Source organism: Pseudomonas aestuarii, from assembly GCF_027988105.1.
In the GTDB taxonomy this organism is placed as follows: Bacteria; Pseudomonadota; Gammaproteobacteria; order Pseudomonadales; family Pseudomonadaceae; genus Aquipseudomonas; species Aquipseudomonas aestuarii.
On record NZ_JAQJZJ010000013.1, the window covers coordinates 48,067 to 73,111 of the forward strand.

Annotated in this window: 1 protein-coding gene; it reads right to left on the reverse strand. The window is 58.5% G+C overall.

Features of this window, described 5'->3' with window-relative positions; genetic code table 11:
• Window positions 1-18 precede the first annotated feature (18 nt).
• Complete coding sequence (locus tag PH586_RS21590) at window positions 19-25,035, reverse strand: hypothetical protein (protein ID WP_271349868.1); 25,017 nt, start codon at window positions 25,033-25,035, stop codon at window positions 19-21.
• Window positions 25,036-25,045: the final 10 nt, after the last annotated feature.

A 25,045-nucleotide genomic window follows, 5' to 3' on the forward strand; every position in this document is an offset into this window, starting at 1 on the left:
AACATCATCCTTTAAGTTTTAATCGACACTGAGATGTGAGTTGCTTACTCCTGGCAGTACCTTGCAGTTCGTAGAAACAAACACTTTGAGACTAGCATTGGGATTGCGTTGTGCCTGACTTTCTCCTGCGTGATTGACGAAATCCGCCACCCAGTTCTCGGCAGCGTCAAATCCTTTGGCTTTTACAGCACGCTCATCAAGCGCAAATGTTGAGTCCCAATTAATGATGCATAGAGTTTCCTGCTCGTTGTCAGCAGCGTCCTTGAGCGGCGCCACAGACAACGGCAAGGACCGCACAGGCCAGGCTAGGCTTGCCACAGACGTGTCTGCCGAGGTCATTACCACGGGCTCGACAGTTCGTCCGCCCGCATCCAGCGTATCGCTCATGACGCCATCATCGGTGTGCTCCAGGCCAACAGCATGACCCAGTTCATGAGCCAGGACGGACAGCAGATCCATCTGACCTGCGGCCTCGCCATCCACTGCCTGCAGCGAGTCGCCGAGCAGGGCGTACTCGGTGTCATCGGTCGGCATGGCATCGATGTACCAGCCATAACCTGCGGCGTTCAGGTCGATGTACACGGCCCCATCCCGGTACGCACCCAATTCCAACCCAGGCAGATCGGTAATCTGCACGTCGACACTTCTCATCAGTTCGACAACGCTTTCGTCCACGCTCAACGACCAGCGGCGAATGGCCTCGTCGATGATGGGTTGCAACTGCGCCATCGTCAGGCTGACTTCACCGGTGTAACGGGCAGGTGCGGCCTGGGCGGCAAGCAACGGGCTGGCGCTGCTCGGGATAGCCGGGTCATCGGTCTTCAGGCTCATGCTGTCGAACGATACCGAACCGTCCTTGGCAAACACCCCAAAGCGCCCGTCCACCGTTTCAGCGTTGTAGACATGCCCAAGTACGGACTGGCCGTTAAGGGTCACGCTCACCGACGCCCCGTGCAGGGAGACACCCAGGGTGTAGTCCACACCGGCCTGCAATGAGTCGTTGCTGATCGCCGCATCGATGGTCCAGCGGCCGCCCTGAAAGTGCCCGATCAAGACCTGCTGGGTCTGTACGTCGATAGCGACCCACTTGTAATCCGTGCTGCTGTACTGATCGAAGACGAAGCCCGCCCGCGCCGTGGCGCTGAACGTGGCATTCATTTCAAGCAACGAGCCAGACAGCTTACCCACGCCGTCCAGGCTCGCCAGGCTCAGCAGCGCGTCGCTGCCAGCGGCTATTCCGCTATAGCGACCGCCGGACAGGCTGAAGTTGCCACCACTGACCATATCCGCGCCGCTGAACAACGCATTGTCGGGGCCGGCGAACTGCTCGGTCCTGAAGGCCGTCGCCGCCGAGGGTACGACCAGGACCGAGATGTTATCCAGCTCACCACGCGCATTGTTGGAGCCGAATCCGACCAGCCCCCAGTTCAAGCCATAACTCCAGTCATCCACTACAGTCGGCTGGAAGGTATGACTGAAGTAGGTGTTGTTATCCACGACCAAGGTGGCTGTCAGGCCATTGACCGCCAACACGACGTTGTACCAGGTATTGTTCTTCAGGCCGCCCTTCACGGATGCCTGGTCGAGCACGTGCCAGCCTGTGTCATCTCGCTGCCCCATTACCAGCTTGTTGGTCGCGACATCGAGCCCGGCGAACTTGAAGTTGCTGGCGCTCTGGTAGTCGAAAATAATGAAGCTGTTGGCATCCCAACCGCCCACGGGTTTGTTGGCCTTGATGCTGGCCGCCACCTCGAAATACGACGGCAATGCATCTCCCACCTGATAGACCGCCACGGCATCGGCATGGGAGGACTTGGAGGAAACCTGCAACGTACCGCCGGACACCTCCCAGGTGCCACTATCCGGAGCCAGCGCCTGCATGGTGCCGTCATTGAAGTTGGCTGTGCGCAATACATCGCGCTTGCCGCCGGGAATATTGCCGGCCTGCGGATCAGCCGGCGCACCGGTCTGCGACTGCCAGGCGAAGTCCTTCTGCCGGATTAAGCCCAGTTCACCCGCTGGCTCACCATTGCGATAGGCCTGACTCGGATCACCGTTGGTATCAGCAAAACGGGTCGGATCCGCACCATCGCTGGCCGACAGCGTGTACAAGAACTCGGCCAACTGCGGTTGCAAGGTGCGGCTGACGGTGGCCATGCCGAACGGTGCGAAAGGCACCAGGTAGGAGTTGAATTCACCCACCCAGTCAATCAGACGGTCGCCACCGGTATTGGCAATCAGGACATCCCGTCCGGCACCACCAAAGGCACGATCTTCATAGCTGGACTGGGTATCAGGCTGATCATTGCGCAGGGCATTGGTGTCCTGATTGTCGTCGGCATTCATCAGGTCATTGCCGAAGCCGCCATACATATTGTCGCAGCCAGTACCACCCACCAGCCAATCGTTGCCGGTATCACCGAAGATGCGGTCATTACCATCGTTCCAGGCTTCAGGATAACCACTGGCGGTCTGGCCAACCGGCTTGGGATTGGTTCCGGCAGGCACATAGGTGCCTTCGCTGGTGGAGAAGTTAAGGAACCAGGCATAGCCACCGGTATCGCTCTTGCTGGCGGTGCCGTCGGCATTCAGGGTGATCTTGCGCAGCGGGTCGTACTCGTCATAGAGCGCGAATTCACCAGCACGGCGGGTGCGATCGTAGTGCCAGCCATCCGGGTCTTCCGGGTTGTAGCGCAGCACGTCGATCGGGTTATAGGGGTGGGTGTAATCGCTGCGGGCAATACCCGTCAGAACGCCACCGGCACCATAAACCTGGGTATAGGCCTCAGCCAGCGCCTCGCCGCCGAGAATGGCATCGTCGCCTGAGGCGCCGTGCAGCCAGTCGTTGCCCAGACCGCCGAAGATAATGTCATCGGAATTGTGCTGCAGCGGCAGGCCCTGATCATCCAAGGCCTTTTTGCTGGCCGTGGTGAACTCGTCAGTCATACCATTGAAGTCAGGGTCGAAGCTGAACGGGGTGATATTCACCGCCTTCTTCAACTCCCCACCCACATTGACCACGGCCTGCTGAATCGAACCCGGTGTGGCGATCGATTCATTCATCATGTTGCCGTTAAAGGTTTTGCTATCGCCGTTGTCTGGCAGAAGCGCGACCACTCCGTTCAGCGCTTCGCCATAGGTGGTGGCGTTGCGGCTGGTGAGGATGCGCCCATCATCGCCGATTACGCCATCATCACCGCTGCCGCCACTGATCCAGTCGTTGCCGTAGCCGCCGATCAGGTCATCGTCCTGACCTTCGCCGAACAGCACGTCATTGCCCTTGAGCCCATACAGCCCATCATCGCCGGACTCGCCGTGCAGCTCATCACCGTTGCCCCGGTCACTGGCCGCGGCACTGCTGAAGTCGATGCCGCCTTCGTGGTAGTCGAGGAACTCTACCGCGCGCACGATGATGCGGTCATAGGTGGCGGCGTTGCCGTCACTGCCGTAGCCTTGTGCCGGCGAACCATTGGTGTCGTAGTTGTAATTGAGGAAGCCACCGGTGCTGGTCACGCCATTGGCGTACACGGTGCCGGTTGCGCGCTGCGTTTGGTTGACGCCCACCAGGCGCAGAATACGACCGTTGTCCCCCACCAGGGTATCGGCGTCATGGGCATGGCCGCCGGCTTTGGTGATGATTAGGTCATCCGCCGCCGAAGTCGGCAGCCCAACACTGCGTGCGGTGGTTGCATCGCCAATATCGTTGCGGGTGATGTCGGTGCCGGCGCCGCCAAACAGCAGGTCACTCCCATCGGGGCGCTGATTGGCGTTGATCAAGCCAAACAGATCGGAACTGCCGCCGATGATGTCATCCTGGCCGAGGCCGCCGAAGATCACATCATTACCGCCATTGCCTTCGATGTAATCGTCGCCGTCGTACAAGCCCTCGAAGGTGGCGTTAACCAGCAGATCCAGGCTTGCGTCCATAACAAAGCCGAAGTCGGCCATCGAGGTTGGTAGCGCTCCGCGATTGGCGCCGAACTGGGTGAAGCCGTTAATGCTGACGATGCTGCCATCGCTACGGGTCAGGCTTAGCTGGGCAGCGGCTAGATTTTTCGCAAAGTCGGCGCCCGCTTGTACACCAATCGTGCCGTCACCCTGAATTACGTCATTGCCCAGCTGGCCGAAGATTTCATCCTCGCCGGCGCCACCGGCTATGTAGTCGTTACCGAACAGCTCAGGGTGATTGGCCTCGACATCATCGCTGTGATCGAGCAGCACAATGCGGTACTGGGTTTGGTTACGCGGGTCATTCATGGCATTCAGGCTGGGCTGGCTTGGGTCAATAACATTGCCCGCGCCGCCCGCACCAATACCGATCAACACCCGGCCATCATTGACCCCTTCGGTCACACCATAAATCAGCGTGCCGTCGAGGGCGCGCATGCGCACATCAATGTCGTCCGGCCGGTAGCAGATAGCTGCGTTATCGCCGGCGATGGCATCGGCGCCCGCACCGCCATCCAGGCGATCATTGCCATCCAGTGCACCGGCAACATTGCTGCCGCCAATCAGGATGTCATCACCGTTACCGCCATAGAGCACGTCATCGCCCTGCTGACCCATCAGCACATCGCTGCCGTCTTCGCCGAACAGCAAGTCATTGCCGGCGCCAGACAGCTGATCGACATTGGTGGCTTCGAACAGCAGGAAGCCCTCAGTTGGGAAGCACTCCCAGCACACGGGACGCAAGCTGGTTTCGGGATCGAACGGGTGATCGTTTTTGCATTCGATACGGCCTTGATCGCCAAACACCAGATCGTCGCCAGCCCCGGCGTAGATGGTGTCGTCACCGCCACCGCCGAACAGCACATCATTGAATTGGCCGCCGATGATGGTGTCGTTGCCATTGTCTTCATCGTTAAAGCCAATGGTTTCGATCTTGCACAGGGTGAACTCATGGACCGAGAACACCAACGGCGCATCAGTGCTCAGATGATCACGTGGGGCGCTGGTCAGCAATGCGTTGTCACCGATGGCGATATTGCTGCCGTTACCGGTAGACACGGTGTCGTTGCCCACACCGGCGATGACAATATCGTTGCCCGCGCCGGTTTCAATGATGTCGTCACCACCCACGGCCGTGGCGCTGGCCAGTGACCAGATACGGTCAATGTCATTGGTGCGCGGTGGATTGCTGGCACTAGGGCTGAGGATTTCTTCGGCCAGGTAATCCACCAGACCATGGTCACCAAAGACAATGTTGTTGCCATCCAGCGCAGCGCTGCCGCCACTGCTAGAGAAGCTGTTGATGGTGTCATCACCGCCGCCACCGAAGATCATGTCGCGGCCAATACCGCTAATGATGCTGTCGTTGCCGTTGGCGTACTCGTTGCCGGTGCCATTGATCGTGCCGGTATAAGTGGAGGTCACCAAGCCCAACACCTGCACCTGATAATCGTCGTCAGTTTTACTGGTAAGTGGATCTCTCACCGGGGTGTTTACGCCGGTATCTACGCCCAGAATCTTGCCGTGGTCACCAAACAGAATGTTCTGGCCAATACCGCCATCGATGCTGTCGTCGCCTTGGCCGCCGAAGACGATGTCGTCACCGTCGCTGGCTGTAATGACGTCGTTACCACCCAGGCTTGCCTGCGCATCGATGCTTTCCACCACATCCAGGGTGCTGATATCGCTATCCGGCGTACCGTAGTAATCGTTGCTCAGGTAGCCCATGTGACCGAAGTCACCGAAGATCACATCGGAGCCGCCATCACCACTGATGATGTCGGCACCATTGCCGCCGAGAATGCGGTCACGACCGGCATCGCCGACAATGATGTCATCATCGCCATTGGCCGACTGATCACTGCGGATATCGGAGACCTTGCGCACAATCAGGATTTTGTCAGCATCGTCTATCTGCTGCGCAACGATGCCGTGGTCGCCGAAGATGATGTCATCGCCGTCGCTGCCCTGAATCACATCCTTGCCTGCGACCAGGGTGTCGCGGTTGGAGGCTGGGTTGTCATTGTTCGGCCGCACTGCATCGGTGGTCGGAACCGACAACACGCGGGTAATCACATTGATATTGACGCCCGAATCACCGTAGATCTGGTCGTCGCCTTTATTACCAATAATCAGGTCATCACCTGAACCGCCGGCCAGCACATCACCAATCTGGCTACCAATGAGGGTGTCATTACCCGCACCGCCATAGATCACCACACCCAGGGCATCGTCACCGTAGCTGCCAGGGTTGGGCATGATGGCACTGGCATCAATCACATCGTTACCGCTGCGATCAAAGGGATTGGCCCGCGCCAGACGATAATAAGTGCCGGCCTGAACCGGGTTCGGGCCCAGCACAAAGGTGTCGGTTACATCGGCAATGTAGGGTTGCCCTGCATACCAGGAAGCGTCCTGGGAGGTATCACCGTAAATCACCAGTGGTGAGGTCGGGCCGCCGCCGCCGGTGACGGTAATCCGGTCGCCATCGATAGTGCCGGTGTAGGCGCCCGCTACCGGGTCTTGTACATCGAGGTTACCGCCACCATGCACAGTGGTCAGGCCGCCATGCAGCGCATCAGTATTCAGGGTGCTAGTGATCAGCAGCGAGTCATTACCCGAGCCCATCATCAGGTTGAACACTTCGATATTGGAGCGATCAGCCGCGCCATCAACCCCGGCCTTGCCATAGGTAATGCCGGCCGCAAAGTCAGCGTTTTCGCCATAGGCGACCTGATCGAAGTGCAGCCCAGACGCCAGCCCCATACCCGTGAGCTGGGTGCCGCTGAGCACGCCTTGCTTGTCCTCCATGCTCGAATCATCGAACACATTGAGGATGTCGATCGACTGTTCTTCTGGTGGCTGTACGGCAATACCGAATACCGGGATGTTGGTTTCACCCGGCAACAGCACGGCCTCGACTAGCGGATGCACCTCGGCCCCGATGCCACCTTCGATTTCCAGAGGGCCTTTGATATCGGACAGCAGGTGTGGCTGCACGGCGAACTGCTTGGTGCCGGGGTGCAGCAAATTCACTGCGGGATCCTGCACGGCAGTCACCGTGACTAACTGAGGAATCCACCAATTGGTTTCATCGAAGACCACCGGCTGAGCCGTGGTCAGGCCATCGGTATGCGGGGTGATGGTCACCGTACCGGTCGGAGCCCGGGTCAGACGAATGCTGTAGGTATCGGTAATGCCATCGCTGACCAGGGTGGTGCCGTTGCTTTGCTGAATCAGCACGCCCGGCACATCGTCGTCGGCCACAGTGACCGCCAGGGTTTCGCTAACGGTGCTAGCGCCATTCTCGAAGTAGGTGCCGTCGGCGCTGCTGCTAACGCTGTGACTGATCAGGGACAACTTCTGGTCTTCGCGCAGGGTATCGTCCAGCGCCGTAATGATGATGGTCTGGGCCTGATCCCAGTTATTCTCGGTAAAGGTCACAGTGGTTTGCGACAGCTGCAACTGCTTGGCGTCGTAGTTGAGCGTGATCGTCACATCTGCGGTGGGTTTCTTGGTCAGGGCAATGGTGTAGCTGTCGGTAATGCCCTTGCCGGCGTCACCTTCGAGCACCAGCGTGCCATTGTCGTAGGCATCCTTGCGTACTTCGGTCAGCAAGATACCGGCGGTGTCGTTGTCGATCACCGTAACCAGCACATTACGCACCTTGATGCCGTCATAGCTGGCCACACTGGCAAGCTGAGCGGCATCGGTGCTGTCCTCTGCCACGGCCTGCACGCTGTGGCTGACGGCGACAACCCGCTTGCCCTCCTCCTGGCTGTCGTTGGCTGCGGCGATATACACGGTTTGCGCCTGATCCCAGTTGCTGGAATCGAACACCAGCACCACGGCGCGGTTGCGCACATTAGTGGCTACGCCGTCCTGAATCAGGCTGCGTTCGAAGCTGGCCGGATCGGTCGAGACCAGCACCGAATCGCCCATGCCGGCGGCATCCTGCTCTTCCTGTGGTGAGCGCGAAGCGCTGACGGTGACATAAACCTTGGTGCCTGCGGCCACCGGTAGGGCCAGGCGTACGGTGTAGGTGTCCACCGTGCCCCAGGTACCGCTGTCGGTTTCACGCACCAGGCTGGCACCGTCGGACTCGTCGATGATCACGTTGCCACTGAAGCCACTGGCGCCACCGCTGCCTGGCAGGCCTGCGACATTGAGGTTGATCCCCGGAGCGATCAGGCCGTCATAGCCAATGTCGCTTCCTGAGCTGACCTGCTGGTTGATCACTGCGCTGTGGCCTTCCAGCTCCTGGGTGGTAATCACGTCAGTGACGTCACCGGCCACGTTGAAGATGTCATTACCCAGCCCGCCGACAATGCGCGTGGCCATGCCAAAGCGAGTGCTCTGCACGGTGAAGTGATCATCCCCTTCCAGGCCATCGACCTCGAGCACCTCGACATTGTCGTAGGTGACATTGAGGCCGGCGCCATACACACCCTGATCGGTGATGACAAAGCTGTCGCCAAACTCGGTGCCCAGCACCAGCAGCTTGTCAAAGCCGGCGCCACCGTCCACCGAGACCGGTGCATTGATGTTGTATTGAATAAAGTCGTTGCCGGAACCACCCTCCAGCACCTGGCTGGACGCGGTAGAAACGCCGCCGGTGGTTTTGACAATGGCCACGCCGTTGGCATCGGTTTTGATGCTGCCATCGGGGTTGGTTTCAGCCAGGGCGAAGGCCCGGACGATAAACAGGTCATCGCCGTCATTGCCCTCAAGGCGCAGGGCGGCCTGGTTGCTGTACACCTGGAATACGTCATTACCACCGCCACCGATGGCGGTCAGTGCCACGCTGTTGCCGCGACTCAAATAGCCCCGGGTGGTGGCCACTGTGGCGAACTCGAACTGGTCGGAAGCTGCAATGTTGGCACCGATGCCACGCTGGGAACCGTAGATCTGACCCACCTGGAAGGTGTCATCACCGGCGCCGCCATCGAGGGTGGTGATGGCGCTGTTGTCGTCGCTGGCGAAGTAATCGTTACCGCCCATCCCTTCAACAATCAGCCGGCCATTGAGGTTGGCGTCATAGTTGATGCGTTCCACCTCAGACGGTCCGGTGCCGGCCATTGCCTGCTCCAGGCTGCCGTGCAGCAGGGCAACAAAGGCAGGCGACTCGGCGACCTCACTCGGAATGCCACCCATGCTGCGCAGCAGGAAGATATCGTCGGTGGCATAGGGGGCACCGGCTGAATCCGCACCGTTCAACACACCATCGAAACCACGAATGCGCAGTTCATCGACGCCATTGGCCTTGGCCCCGGTGTCGAGCACATTGATCACATAATTCTGCCGATCCTCCGCAGCCACCTGACTGCCGCGGGTGTTGATCCAGTAGTAATCGGTGTCCGATTGACCGTCCAGGGTCAGGGTGTCACCCAGGCCGTTGCGGTCGATATGCATGGAGCGAAGCTGGTTGACGATAAATTGGTCTTCACCATCGTGAAGCAGACTGGCGCTGGACTTCTGGCTGCCAAACACTGTGGTGTTGGCATCCAGCTTGGTCTGATTGAAGGTGAAGGTGTCGCCGTCGCTGTGGCCGAAAATTTCGGTGAAGCTCTTGGCGGTGCCGGTGGCTACGGCAAGATCGGTCGGCGCATTGCGCAGGCCGATGGTGCCGCGCAGATCCATCCGGGTGCCGCGGCCGGTGTCAGCATTGCTGTCATCCACGGCATCGGTCTTGCCCACCCGCCGGGTATCACCGCGCAAGCTAATGCCCGTGCCGGCAAGAATACGGCTGTTGTTGCTGGTGCTGACGTTGTCACCGATCCAGAGCGCAACCACCAACGCGGCCGAGATATCGCTGACTGACAGCATGCGCTCGCCATTTTCAGCCACCCGCGCCGTACCACCGGCCAGCAGCACCAGGTTCTCGGTATCCACTGCCGAGGTATCCGGTACGGTCAGACGCAGTGAGCCATTCTCGGCAATAGCCCCCAGCACATTCAGCGGCCCGTTGACCTCGGTGATATACACATTGGCACTGGCTTCAGCAAACAACCGACCCAGCGCGGAAGCGCCGCTGTCGATATCCAGGTCATCGCCGACTACACCGATGCTGCCGCCGTTGGCGTCCAGATCAACATTGCGGGCGCTGATATTGATGGCATCGCGCATGCGGTTATCCGCATCACGGTAAAAGCCATCTGCCGCATCCGGATTGACATCGTCATTACCGTCAACAATCGAACCGGCACGGGCCACCAGGGTCACATCACCGGTGGCGGATACCACATGATGCACCCGCAGGTTGCCCAGCGTTTCTTCGATATAGATGCTCTGCGGCGCATCCGCGCGCAGTACGCCGAACTGCAGCACGCTGCCGACCTGATCGAGCAAATTGATTTCGAGGAAATTACTGGCGCTGCCAATGCTACCGGCCAGTGCTGTGAGGGTGATGTTCACCCCGGTTACATCGGCGGCGGTATCGTCCAGCGCATCAATAATCGAGGCGGGTGCCGTCAGGGTTACGTCGTTTGCGGTTGAGGTGATATTGCCCACCCGCATGTCACCTGCTTGCTCGGTCAGGCTAATAAAGCCATTGGTCAGCACATCAATATGACCCGTACCGAGAATCTCTGTGATACCGGTGACATTGACCTGTACGTCCGCCGGCGTTGAATGCTGCGCGGTAACGATGATATTGCCGGAGCCTTCAGCAATCAGACCGGCGCCACCGCCAACAGGATTGACGAAGTTGTAAGTGGCCTTGATATCCACCAAGTCAGCCGGGTCCGAGCTGACATAGTAGCCAACGTCCCCCGCTTGCCCCGATGAACCTTGTGGTGAACGGAATGCGGTGTAGTAGGTAGCGTCCGCGGCTGTATCGGCAAGCGCCCTGACCCGTACGCCGCCAGAGGTCCCCGTTGAGGTTTGCAACTGGGCAGACTGCAGAATGACATCGGCACTGCCGTTGCCTTCAAGGCCTGCCTGAATCAGGTCGATGTTGAATACATGAGCGTCGGGGCGCCCCACGCCACCCAGCGCTGCTGCCGGGTCGCGCAGCAGGCCGCGCAGGTCGAGGTAGTTATCCGCTCCGGCTTGGGCGTCCAGACGAATACCATCGGTAATCGCCAGCGTGGTGGTGCCCTTGCTGATGCTATGGCTGCCAGTGGCCAGGTTGGCCGGGTCAATCGACAGCGCGGTGCCCGAGAAGGCATTGGCACTGCTGCTGGCCAGACGCAGGCGCAAGTCATCCAGCCGAATCACGTAGTAGGTGGTGCCATCGACCAGATTGCCCAATGCCTCGCCACTGGTGTGATAAACCACCGCGTCGCCGGTTTCCAGTTGGTGCTCGGCATCGAATACCACCAGCGCGCTCTGCACGATATCCACAGCCAGGTGATTCTTGACCAGCGGATCACTATCGGCGTTATAGCCGATGGTGCCTAAGGGCGCATCCAGCTGCAGGTCGCGGCTGATGATCAGCGTGGTGCGCGATTTGTCAGCAAAACCTACAGCCGAGACGCCACGGTTGGTTACCGCCACAATATCGCCTTGGGCGGCATAGATGCGGGTCTGACCGATGGGGTTGGTGATGGTGCCAGCCAGCAGAATGTCTGGCGCATAACCGGTTTGGGTGCCGGTATTTTCGATCGTCACCTGGGTCGGGCTGACCGTGCGACTCAGGTTGAAGGTCAGGCTGACGTGATTGCCTTGCAGGTCAACAAATGGATCCGAAGCAACTCCGACAGCAATATCGTTGATCACCAGATCCAGCGTGGACTGGTTGGTGATGGTGATACCGGCGTAGGTATCAGAGAAGGTGAACTTGGAGCGCAGGTCCGGGACAGCATCGGGCGGGTTCGGGATAGCATCGGGAGTGTCGTTGACAATCCGGTTGGCAATAAACAGTACCTCGCCACCACTACCAGCACTGATGTCATCGACAATCGCCTGGTTGCCGACGATGGTCACGGTGGTGCCAATGGCCTTAACCACATTGCCATTGGCATCAATCAGCACTTCCGGGCTGGCCCCGGCAGAAATCTCTACGTCGGCATCCCAGCGGATAAAACTGTCTTTTGATGAAGTGCCAGAGGTATTAACCTCAGTCGCTTCCGCCAGCAAGGCCAGATGATTGTAGAGACTGCCATCGGCTGTGCGAGTACTCAAAGGCGTGTCGCTATTGGCGCGCGGAGCCGTTTGCAGACGCGCGCCGTCCCGGGCTTCAATCAGTTCAACCACCTCGGTGGTATTGCTGCCTCGATTAATCGGAACCGGGATAAAGGCGATGGCCACCGCATTGGTATCCCGGTCTACCGAGACATCACGGTGATAAGCGCCAATATCGATACCCCGGGTACTCTTGATCCGGGCATCGGTGTCGATCAGGGTTTGCACGGCGGAATGGGTGTTGACGTTGGAGTCCGAAATAGCCACCGCAACAAAACCGCCCGCCAGCGCATAGCTGTGATCCCAGACGCTGAGGTGTGAAACCTCGGCATTGAGGCGCAGCGTATCGGCCTCGATATGAGCGCCCTCGCCCACCTTAGTCAGCGTGCCCTGAGTGTTGTTGCTGGCACCATCACCATTGTTGTCATCACCACTGTTGTCATCACCACTGTTGATGGTGGTGTAGGCCCGCGCCTCTGAACCGGCACCAATACCGCCACCCTTAGCTGTGGCATACACGTTACTCGACATCGAAGAGTCAGAAAGAATGGACACCTGGCCCTTGGACTTAAGCGTCACGCCATCATCTGTCAGGTAGGCTTGGCTGGTGTTATTGATGGTGACATTGGCCTCGACCTTGGCGGCTGCAATCGCCCCGCCACCGATATTGCTGATATAGCCCTTACCGCGACTGACCGACTCGGTAGAGATAGTAATATCACCAGCGGCATCAACCAGGTCAGCCGCTACCCAGGCTTGAACATTGTTGGTAATGGTCAGCTTGGCTGTTGGCAGGGAAATGGCCAAACCGCCACCGCCGCCACCCTCGACGCGGCTGATGGACACACCATCGCCCGCCGGCGGATTAAGCAGACGCAAAGAGTCACCACCTGGTGCCAGCAGCAAGTGATTACCGGTTGGCGTGCTGGACAGGTCAAGGCGCAATTCCTGCTTTCCGCTGGCCCCAGACAACTCAATACCGGCCTTACCGAAACCATGGAGACCCGTGCGGTTCAGGTCGCTGACATTCAGGGCTGTTGCACTGGCAGCAGTTGTTGCCAGCTGAAATTTACTACCATCGCTGTTGATGACGTAGTAGGTCACGCCATCTTGCAACACGCCCAATGTCTGCCGTTCCAGGGCGTGCTGAACTTGCTGACCGGCCTCGCTCTTGTCAGCTGTCAGTGCAATGGCTTGGGTCCGTACGGTTGCATCGTGGGACTCATCAGTCAGCACATCACCCGCGAAATACAGGGTTTTGCCGTCGACCGAGATACCTGTGATTGTCCGGGTGCCGTTATTGTCGTCAGTGCCGCCGATCACAATGCTGGCCCCGACTGTGAAACCATCGGCTATCCAGCTGCCGGAACTGCGCACAATTTCGTCATTTTCATCGTCGATCTGGTTAAACGAAAGTCCGTCGACTTCGGCATACCCACGCAGCAACTGGATATTGTCCTTGTTGATGACCAAGGCGTAGTAACTCGAACCATTACTCAGCCCACCAATTGCCGTGCCGTTGGTACGGTAAGTCAGCTTGTCCCCGGTCACATAGCCGTGACCGCTATCGCTCGCATTGATGATGCCGTCACCGTTGCTATCCCGGCCGAGATAGAGGTAATCGTTGTTGCTATTCACCAAGCCAGGCTGGTTACCGGCGGTATCACCATCAGTGTCCTGCTGATACTGGGCGTCGACCAATATGCTGCTGAACACCGCTGTGGGTGCTGCGTAATAGGTCACCGCTTGGCCGTCAGTAAAGCCTGAGAGGTGAATGTAATTGCTGTCATCCACCACATTTTGCGAAGTGCCAGCATTAAAACTGCTCTGGTTGGCCAAGGCATCGCTACGGCTGCTGAACAGCTTGATGCTGTAGTCGTCCAGTACTCGTACGTAATACGTGGTGGCGGCATTCAGATCCGTAACATTGAGGCTGGTGCTGCCGGTGAAGTCGTACTTGACCGCATCGCCCGTTACAAAACCATGGGGTGCCTCGAAACGAATGCGATCCCTCAGCGCATCCACGCCGTCTTGCGGGCTGAACAAGCTGCCGGTATTGGCAGCCGATGCTTCGAATGTGGCGCCGAACTTGAGGATGTTTTCATCGACCACAATCACCCGGTACTCACGGTCTTCAGTCAAGGCCGGATCACCGGCACCTCCTGTGGCGATAGCGGTATTACCGTTGCTGTCATACAGCACGTAGGTGCCATCTCTCAGGCCATGGGCGTCAAAGACGATGGTGTCGTCATCCGTGTCCACATCGCTGCCTGGTGTGAAGAAATCATCTAGTGGGGTGCTAGTGGTCTTGGCCAATATATTGGCCAGTATTTGCACATCCCCGCCAGCAACAATGCTCGCGTTATCACCCACACTGCTGGATACCGTAGGGGTAACGTTGGCATCGGTGAGCACTACACCCACAGCGCCTACGCCGATTACCAGCCCGAATCCTGTGGCGCCGGCCTTGGCGCGAATGGATGTGGCCTCAAGGGTGACATCACCCAGGGTGGTGATATTGGCGTCTTCGTCGATTTTCGCCAGTACTGTCGGTGTCACATAGGTCACGGCACTGCTGCCGGCTCCGGCTCCCAAACCACCAGCGGCGGTTATGGTGCTTACCGAACTGTCGCTGGTGTTGTTGGCAATGGCGCTCAGGCTACCGGCATTGATCCGGGTCGATTTGCCGATACTGACCTCGGTCAGGCTGACAATATCGCCACGGGCAAACATCGCACCGATGGCAATGGCACCGATGGCGCCACCATCGGCTGTGACCCGCGCCAGATAGACCGAGTCTGCCGTGAGCCTGACCTCACCACGGGCGTCAATGGTCACGTGTTCGCCAATTTTCGCGGTCACGCCCACTTGATTATCGGTATCACCGATACGTGCATCGGTAATACCGGCGGCCCCACCAAAGAAGCCACCGCCCAGGGCAATGCCCATGGGTCCACCGTCCACAAAGGGGGTGATGGTGGCTGTGCCACTGGCACTCAGGGTGACATTGCCAACCTGGCTCAGAGCGCTGCCGATATGGCTGTTATCCGCCACCAACGCATCGACTGAACCGGTGATCCGGCCGACGGTAATCGCAACGCCGAGACCCGCGCTACCCCCGATACCTGCAGCCCCCGTGGCAATGGCCATGGTGCGGTCAGCTTCGGCTTCGACGGTGACATTGCGGAAAGAAACCAGGGTACCGATCTGTGCACCCTCCGTTCCGGAGATATCCCCGCTACCGTTGACATGGGCACCAATCAGCGCCCGCACATCACTGCTGTCCTCAATGTAGGAAACCGCCGCACCTAGTCCGACAAAACCACCCACCGCACCGGCAAAGCCCAGGGAACGGATGTTCGAGTCCAGCGCTGCGGACACTTTTACATCACCATCACCGCCAGGGGTGGCGTCACCGTCTATACCGTTGACGCTGACGTTCTCATCGATAAAGGCCGATACGTCCGAGTCCACCGTGGCGACCACAATACCAAGGCCGATACCGGCTGCGCCGCCGAGGCCGACACCACCGGTCAGCAAACTCAGACGGGTGCGGTTGGTGGCGTTCACTTCAACATTCTTGGCGACAATGCTCGCGCCCGACAAAATGCCCGCCGTGGTGCCGCTGCTGACACCATCGGTCTGGTCTTTGGCTCCATCAACCTTGCCGGCCACACTGTTGTCAGCCACGGTGTCGCGAGCCGAGTTGGCACTGGCTGTGGCTCCGCTGCTCAATTGTTGAGCATTGCCACCTACCGAGGTGAAATTAATGGCCACCCCGGCAATCGCATTCTTGGCACTGCTTGCCAGCTGGAATTCGTTCTCGCTCACCTCGATCACGTAATACGTCGTATTCGACGCAAGGCCACCAATGGCGCTGGCACTGGTGTAGACGACACTGTCACCGGTTCTCAAGCCATGGCTGGTGATGCTGATGGTATTAGCGCTGGTATCAACCGCGCTGCTATCAAACGCCGGAACGGTGTCGGCATCTTTTGCGGTGAAACCGTCCATAAAGCCACTGGTGGTACTCTCGACCGAATCGGTCACCGTTTCTCCGTCACCACCATCCAACGCATCCTGGGATTCGCTGGAGCTGCCATCATTGGCGGTATAGCTGCTGCCAAAATTGCCGCCCACTGAATACACACTGATGCTGCCAGCCAAGCCAAAGCCGCCTGCAGCCAATGAAATGGTGTTGCTGCTGAGATCGCGCCGGGCAACCGCATTGACCGCCACATCTCCCCTGGCCTGAACCTTGGTATCTGCGCCGCCAATAAACGCGGACGTATCGTTGCGGATCACCGCCACATCAACACTGGCCCCAAGCCCGCCGGCTCCGCCAGCTACCGCGCCATCGATGGACAGCACATCCAGCTGATTGGTCGCAGATACATTGACCAACTGTGCCGCTGCCGAATTGATTAAAGGAAGCTGCTGATTGATCTGCGCACCGCCGATGATGTGGGCCAGCGAATCGGAGTCTATGACCTCGACCGATACCGAGCCTGCCACCCCCACGTACAACCCACCCCCTACGCTTGCCCCCAGGGCAAATACGTCTTCGCTGGAGTGCGCCTGCACGGCAACGCCTTTACCGCTGGTGAACAATGGGACGCCATCAGCATCCGTAGCGCCAGTGGCCACCTGGACCGAACCGGCGCTGTTACCGGCCGCATCCACCGAGGCTCCACCGCCAATTACCGCCTCGGTGTGCTTGGTAATCACGCTCACTGCTATAGCACCTGCACCGCCGCCACCGCCAATGCCTATGCCCACCCCACCGGCAATGGACCAAGTTTGGGTGTCGTCACGGGCACCAACATAGACATTACCGCCGGCAGAGACTTTCACATCACCGCTGATCGCCGCCAGAGTGGTGGTATCCATCACCACCACCGAGGCTGAACCGGCAACACCGGCAATACCAGAACCGGCAATACCTACGGCCACACTGATAACGCGTTCCTTGGCCGTGGCACGAACATCCACATCGCCCTTGGCATTGACGTTTCCTGCATAGGTAGCAGCGCTGCCGTGGGAGTCAGTGGCAAAACCTGTGTCATTACCAATCCAGGCCCGGGTGCCGCCCAGAATGACCGGCACAGTGGCCGAAGGCGCTCCAGCAAACACGCCACTGACGCTGGCCGACAAACCCACCGCAACCTCTTCCAGGCTGCGTCCGGCATTGACATAAACACCCTGGTTGGCACCGGCGCCGGCATTGCCGTTGGTGGTATTGATATCGGCACCAGCCCCAATATAGGCCTCGGTGTTGATGATATGCACGCTGACCGCACCGGACACCTGCACCGCCACCGTACCCGCCCCCCCCACTGCGGCACCGGCGGTGGCGATCTGGTTGGTACTGACCGCAGTCACGATCACACCACTGCGGTCTTCCGTGACAATAGCAGTGCCGTCGCGACTGGTTATTTCATCAGAATCGGCCCAGTTTTCGTTGGTCACTTCAGGTGTACCAACGCCTGTGACGCTGTCCAGGTTGTGCTTGGCAGTCCAATTCGGACCACTCATAGCGGTGGAGACTCTGAGGTCCACCACCTTGTCGTCTGCATCCAGTAACTGGAAGCTGTCATCCGAAAGCTTGTGCACGGTGTAAGCACCGGCTGAGAGTTCGGCAATTGGCAGCGCCGTGTTGCTGCCCACCAGCACCACCTCGCCCTCGGTATAGCCATGCCCCACATAGGTGATGATATTGCTCGGCGCGTCCACCTGCAGCGTCGAGGCTTTCAGATCAACCAGCGTCGAAGCGTCGCCTGCCTCACGGTACAACTGGATGGTGTTGCCGTAGACGATATGCACGTAGTAGCGACTGCCGCTGGTCAAGCCACGAATGGCCTGTTCACCGGCTGAATAGTTGACCTGCTGACCTTCGCTGAACTGTTCGGCGGCGGGATAGGTCAGCTCGATGGTGTCGGCCTGAGCATCGACACTGGAGGTACTGAACCCGGCATTGACGCTGTTTTCCTGACTGTAATCGATGGCGGCCGCATCGCCGAAGGTGCCGGTATTGGCATTGAATGCCGCCCCGGTCGCCAGGCCATCCACGGTCGCATTGGCGCCGATCCAGCTGCGGGTATCTTTGGTGATTACCGAGATCCCGCCAGCCACACCCACAGCCACGGTTCCGGCACCGACTATATTGCCGCTGACGACGTTGGCTACGGTGGTATCGAGCGCCTGCACCACTACGTTGTTTTTGGCGTAAGCCTTGGCCCCTTCGCCGATGTAGGCCTCGGTGGTGAGTGACAATACGGACACCCCGGCGGTGACACCAACGGCCACGGTGCCGCCCGCAGCACCGGTGATAGACATTGACAGCACGCTCTCTTCGGTCAGCGCCTGAACCACTACCGAATTATCGGCCTGGACCTGAGTACCATTGCCCAGGTACGCACGGTTGCTGATGGTTGCCACCCCAACATCCACACCGACACCAATACCTGCCGTGCCGCCGATGGCCACAGCGCCCGCCGCACCAATCAAGTCAAAGCCGCTGACGGCGACCACGTTTACGTCGCCGCCAGAGGTAATGCTGCCGGCCGTCGAAGCACCTGGCGACGAAACAAAAGCTTCAGTGGTGTCATCAATCACCGTGACCGAGAAGGATCCGGCGATGCCGGTGGTACTGCCTACGGAGCCACCTATGGCAAAAATCTGTACATCCTTGGGCGAGGACGCTTCTATCGAAACACCACGAATACCGCTACGCCCGGTGGCATCGGTAAAGCTGTCTCCCACGCTGGCATTGGCCGCTACAGTCGCACGGCCATCGATCCAGGCCTTGGTGTTATTAACGATGGTGACGTTGGTGATAGCGGCTCCTACGCTGGTACCACCACTGACCGCTAACTGGCCGGCGATGGTGGTGGCATGGGCGCCATTGTTCGACTTGACTCGCACATTACCGGCGGCCTGCACCATGGCCGCTCCCGCAATGGAGGCTTCAACCGTATTGACGATCACGCTGACCGTAGCCGAACCGGCCACCGCATTCCCAGTGCCCCCGCCCAAGCCGATAGCCACCGAATTGATCGAGGCACCTTCATCGGCATTGACCAACACACTGCCCGCCGTACACATCACATCAGAATCAATGATGGTGGCGGTTATTTCATTAGCAATAAAATTGGCCGACAGGCCGATCCCGACACCGGTGCCGCCAATGGAAATGGCCGCCCCGCCGGTCAACGATTTGATGCTTGAAGTATCCAGTGCCTGAACACTGAGATTACCGCCCGCATGAACAGTTGAGTCGGTGATATGGGCATCAACCTTGTTGATAATACCGTTTATCGCCAGCGCCCCACCCACCGAGGTGTTGGTGGATCCTGCCGCGCCGATGGCCGCCGATGAGATCTTGCCGTCCAGCAGACCATCATCCTCGCTGGATTTAGCGGTAACGCTGACCTCACCGGTAATCCCCGTCAGGCTGGAATCTTCAATGTAGGCCCGAATAGTATTGGTCACCGAGTTCCAGCCGAGCGCCCCACCAAAACCATTACCGTTAAGGCCGATGGCCACAGCACCACCGACGGCTTGCAGCACAGAGTCGTCCTGCGCCAACAGAGTGACTGCCGACGCGCCGGTCAGGGTTGAGCGACTAATGTGCGCATCAACGGTGTTGATGATCAAGTTCACGCCAATGGTAAAGGCCGCCGCACTTTCTTTACTGGCACCAACGGATATTCCCACCGAGCGTAATGCGTTGTTATTGATCGCGCGTAGCTCTAATGCACCGCCAAAATCGAGATTCGAATCCTCGATAGCGGCCAGGGTATTGCCGGTAATTTCGTTAAAGCCAATAGAGAAACCAACTCCAGTGGCGCCGCCAATGGCAGCCCCGCCACCGATAGAGATAATTCCCGAATCGTCACTGGCCTTGAGCGTGCCGTCACCACTTGCATCGACCGCAACGCCATACATGAAGGCCTTGGTTTCGTTGTCCAGTCGATTGAACGAGATAGAGCCCGCCAGGCTCAGACCATTACTCGATGTACTGACAGCCGCCGCCGCGCTCACGGTAATCAGGTCGCCAGTGCGAGTGGCACTGATATCCAGGTTGTCGACCACCAGATCGGTGTCGATCACATAGGCCCGGGTTTCCACATCCAGGTTGTTAAAGCTCAAGGCACCGGCCAGCGCATTAGCCGTTTGATTACCGGTATTAGCCGCAAAGGCTGCGCCACCCGTAGCCGCAACATGGAACAGGTCGTTGCCGGCCTCGAGCACCAGGTCACCACCGGCAATCAGATGGCCGGCATCCACAATGGCTGCTCGGGTGTCGTCATTGACGATATTGATCGACACCGCAGCAGCCGCTGCGGTGGTGCTTCCCGACTGCTGCGGGGCAATAGTGCCGTCGAACTGGCTAGGGGTTTTGCTAGCACCCGCTGGTGCTTTGCCTGCATCAGGTTGCTCAGCGGCGTCGGCCGGCTTGGCTGCAGAGCCCGTGGCTGCTGCCCCCGCCACAGCAAAGGACCACAATTCGCCCCCCACAAAAGCGCGCAGGTTAACGTCACCGGAAACATTGATGTATTCGACCGCATCAATGCTGTTATTGCTGGTGAGCTGATCCGCGTCACCGATAATGGCCTGGGTTTGCCGGTTCAGGTTATTGATCGCCACGGCAATGCCAACACCGGTGGTTTCACCCTTGGCGATACCGCCGACCCAGTTGACATTGGTTTCCAGATCACCCGCGTACATGCGCAGATCGCGGCCCGTTACAAACGCGCCGGCGCCGAGCTGCGCCAGGGTGTCCGAAGTGATGCCGTTGTAAGCCACCGAGCCGCTGATGGCCAACTTGCCACCTTCACCGCCCGCCTGCACCAGGTTGACTTGCGAAACCGCCTGTTCGGCCTTCATGTTGAAGCCGCCGTCAGCACCGCTGTATATCGCCGCTCCATCGGCCACCAAAGCATGGGTGGTGTTGTTCATCACGCTGATAAAGAAGGCACCGCCAACACCACCACGGGAACCGCCGGTGCCGGCAGGATTCAGCGACAGACGATCCTTGAAGGAGTCGCTCTTAGTTGGGTCAATATCAAACTCGGGCAGGGAAAAGTTGCCCGTCATATTGATAATTTGCATGTAGTTGGTGGCTTCAATTGAAACCACCTGCTCACCGCGTCCATCTGCCTGATTAATTGCCTGGTTGACGTGCGGGTTGATCGCATCATTGCGCCAATCTTGGTCTTGGTTGATTTGCACACCAGACTTCACATCGGCAATCGCGTCATTGTCGAACACCAGCACGTTAACGGAGCCGGCAATCCCCAGCTTGTCAGCTTTGGATGTGGCATTGGTCCAGCTGTTGAACAACCCTTCTTTGGCGCCCAAGGTGCCGGTCAGGTACTTGGTAACGGCTTCAGGTCCTTCCGAGCGCAAGGAGTCCACCAACTCGCCCAGCGACAGGGGAATGTACTGGTCAGGTCGGGTCAGGAACGGGTAAGTGACATCGGCAATCACCCGGGTGGCGCGCAACGCATCCAGCTCGGCATTGCTGTTTACCGTTGCCGTGGCGGTGTTATCGAATACCCCCACACTTACCGCGACACTGACACTGTTGGCAGCACTGGTTCCAGCTGGCTCGCCATCCTTGTCTTCCTGCGGTTCGACGGTGCTTTCCGCACTGAGTGCAAATTCCTGACTGATGGTGGCCTTGACCTCAAGGTCTTCGTTGGACTTGAGAACCGACGAACTGCCAACTTCGGTAATGACCGAGTGTTTGGCAAAAGTAAAAGCCAGCGCACCAGCCACGCTGAATTCGGAAGCAGAACCACTGTTGGTCGCGGCCTGATTGTCCTTGTACGACTTGGTCAGGCTGGTGATGATCTTGTCGGCGATATTGGTGTCGACCGCATCGTTGAATTTCTCCAACGGGCTTTGTTCCGCGTCTTCACTCTCCAGTCCGGCGCTGGCGCTGGCCTTGTCCTCTGCGTTGAGCTCGGCAAAGATGCCCACGCCGGTGGCAAAACCGGTATCGAGCACATGCTTGGCGGTCAGGCTGAAACCATTAGCATCCGCGCTCGAACCGATATCAATAAACACCCCAGCCCGGGCTTCGTTCTCAGACTCGGCCAGTTGAATCACCTGGCCGGTGGCAAAACGGGTGTCGCCCTGCAGGTTGTTCTGACTGGTGCCGACGACCACGTAGTAGGTATTGCCGTCCACCAGCCCATCGATATGGTTAACCCCGTCATCGTGATAGACCACCGCCTGGCCCAGCTCGAATTTGTTGAAATTGCTCGGCGAGTTGGCGCTGTCGCGCAAGGTGATGCTGCTGGCATCCGCGTCGATATCACTACCCACGAACTCCCGTCCGTTATTGGCGGTTTCAAGACCAGGGAGCACCGTGAGATTCACTACGTTGCCATCCGCTAGATCGGTGAAACCCAGGCTGGCCTTGATCGCCTGAGTCTCGGTCTCGGCCAGCATGATCCATTCGGACTCGTCACGATCGAGTGTAGAAAGGTCGTCCTCGAGCGCGATAACGTAGTACGAATCACCATCGCGCAAATTGCCAATACTGGTGCCATAGCGGTTGGTATAGGTGATCACATCTTCGCTGACCAAGGCATGGGCACCGATGTGAATCATGTTGTTGGTGTAATCGACATAACCGACTTCATTGGGGTCGGTTACCAGTGGGTCGATTTCGATCTTGACCGTATAACCCGGCTTGGCCAGCGCCGTGACCGAACCATTCATGATGGTCTTGATATCGGCATTGGAGAACTGCAGAGCAAAGGCCAGGCCGGCGGTGCCGTCAGCAAACAGCCCGGTTTCGGCTTCAGCTTCGGAGCTGATATCGCCACCGGCGATCACATTGGCCGTCTTGCCCGCAGTAATGGTGGTGCCCGCTGCCACAGTGATATGCGACGTGACATTGGCGTCGCTAACGGCGATGGCCAACGCAAACTGCGCCGCCGAACCGCCCGGATTGGGCGTGCTGGACAAGTCTTTTGACGTACTGGAACTCAGGCTGGCCGTGGCCTCACCTGAAGTGGTGATAACGACCGAGGCGTCGCGTGAGAGGATCTCTACATTCGCCCGAATATCAATGGTGGCCGTACTTACAGCACGGGCGTAACCCAGGCTGATCAAGCTGCTGCTGGCGCTGCCAGATGCATCGGTAACCGCGTTGGCATAGACCCCCACGGTGCTGTCAGACAGCAGCTTGGCACCTGTTTCCAGGGTGATAGTGGCGCTGGAGTTCTTCACCAGCAACTTGACCGGCAGCGCAGTAAGGCCCTCCACTTTGCCAGCCAGTGGCTGAATAACGTAATTGTCCACCTCCTTGCTCGCACCCAACACGGTGGCAAGGTTTTGATCTTCAGCCTGGGCAATCAGGAATATCCCGCCCTCTGAGCTCAGAACCGCGCCTTGGCCAATGATGATGGAAACGCTGCGGTCGGTACCGAATACCGGCGACAGGTTCTCAACTTCGGCAATACCGATATCCCGCGAGCGGAAGTTGATATAGCCCTCACCCACAGCAATATTTACCGCATTGTTGACGACAATATTGGCAGCCCAGGCATCAAGGGCACCGCCACCTGTATTGATGCTGCCGCTGAAGGTAATGGTGTCGCTGTAGATGGCATCGATGGGTACGCCATTCGAGTTCAGGGAGCTGCCGTAAAGCAGTAAGTCAGCGGCAAACAGGCTGTCGAGGGATTTGACCTCAATGCTATCGCTGCCATCGCGCCCTTCAATGGTCAGGGTGTCGGCCGGTACAGCGAACACCAGGCTGTCGGTGGTGGTGGTGCCATCGAAGAATTTTTTCCCATCAAAGCGCACCTGCATCAGGCCGTCACCGACGGTGCTGTTATCTTCAAGCACAATGGTGTCGTTGAAAATCGTACCCTTGATTACTTTGTCATTGGCGTCGCCGGCAACCAGGTCCTGAGCATCCATCCCGGTGTAGGTGATGGACTTGCCGTGGAGGTTCAGTGACCCGCCAAGATCAACACCGCTGGCCGGGTTGAAAATGGTGTAGCCGCCCAGGCCATCAGCCACTTCAAAACTGTCATAGGTGCTGCTGCCACCCGCCAGAGTACCGCTGAGACTGCCGCCCACCTCGAAGGTGAAGGCATCACTGGTACTACTACTGGCACCGGTCAGGCTCTCGAAAGAGCTGAACACCAGCCCTTCCACATTGCCCGAGTTGGAACCGTCAATGGTCCAGCGTACCGAGCTGCTGTCGTAGCCCAGCAGCGTGTCATTACTGACAGAGGAACTGCCCACCAGGCTGTCGATCCGGCTGAACACCCCGACTCGACCGCTCACAGCAGCGGCCGCCAGGTCAACATCAACCGCGCTATTCAAACCACTGAAATTCAGCCTATCGACGACCGGTGTTACCAGCTGCGAGTCATCATCGCCACCGTCGATAATGCCGCTGATGGCGCCTGCCAGCGTGAAGTCGAAGGAATCCACGCCCTGGCCACCGGCCAAGTTGCTGATTGAACTAAAAACGCTGTTGTTAAGGTTGCCTGCATCTGCACTGTCGATGGTCCAGACGTTGACGGTATCCGCCGCAAAGACTGTATTGGATCCACCACCACCCTCAATGGAGCCCGTCAACAAACCAAGTTGCTCAAGCTTGAAGTTGTCGTCACCGCTGCCACCCACCAGGGACTCCACCCCGGTAAAGGTATTCATCTGGCCGAACGCACCGCTGTTGACACCGGATATGATCCAGTCAGTGTCTTGATTGGCTCCGAAAATTTTGTCGCTGCCGTCCCCGCCGTCGATTGAAATCTGGGTAGTAACGCTTGTATCCAGGGTTACTGAATCATCACCGCCGAGCATTGAGAGGGTTAGAGACGAAACACCGGTGGTGGCATCGCCGAGGATGGATAGCGAGCCATTGACTGTCACATTGAGGATGGCCCCACCGTCTGCAGCGAGGTCGGCATTCTGCGTGATTGACACCACATCAGCC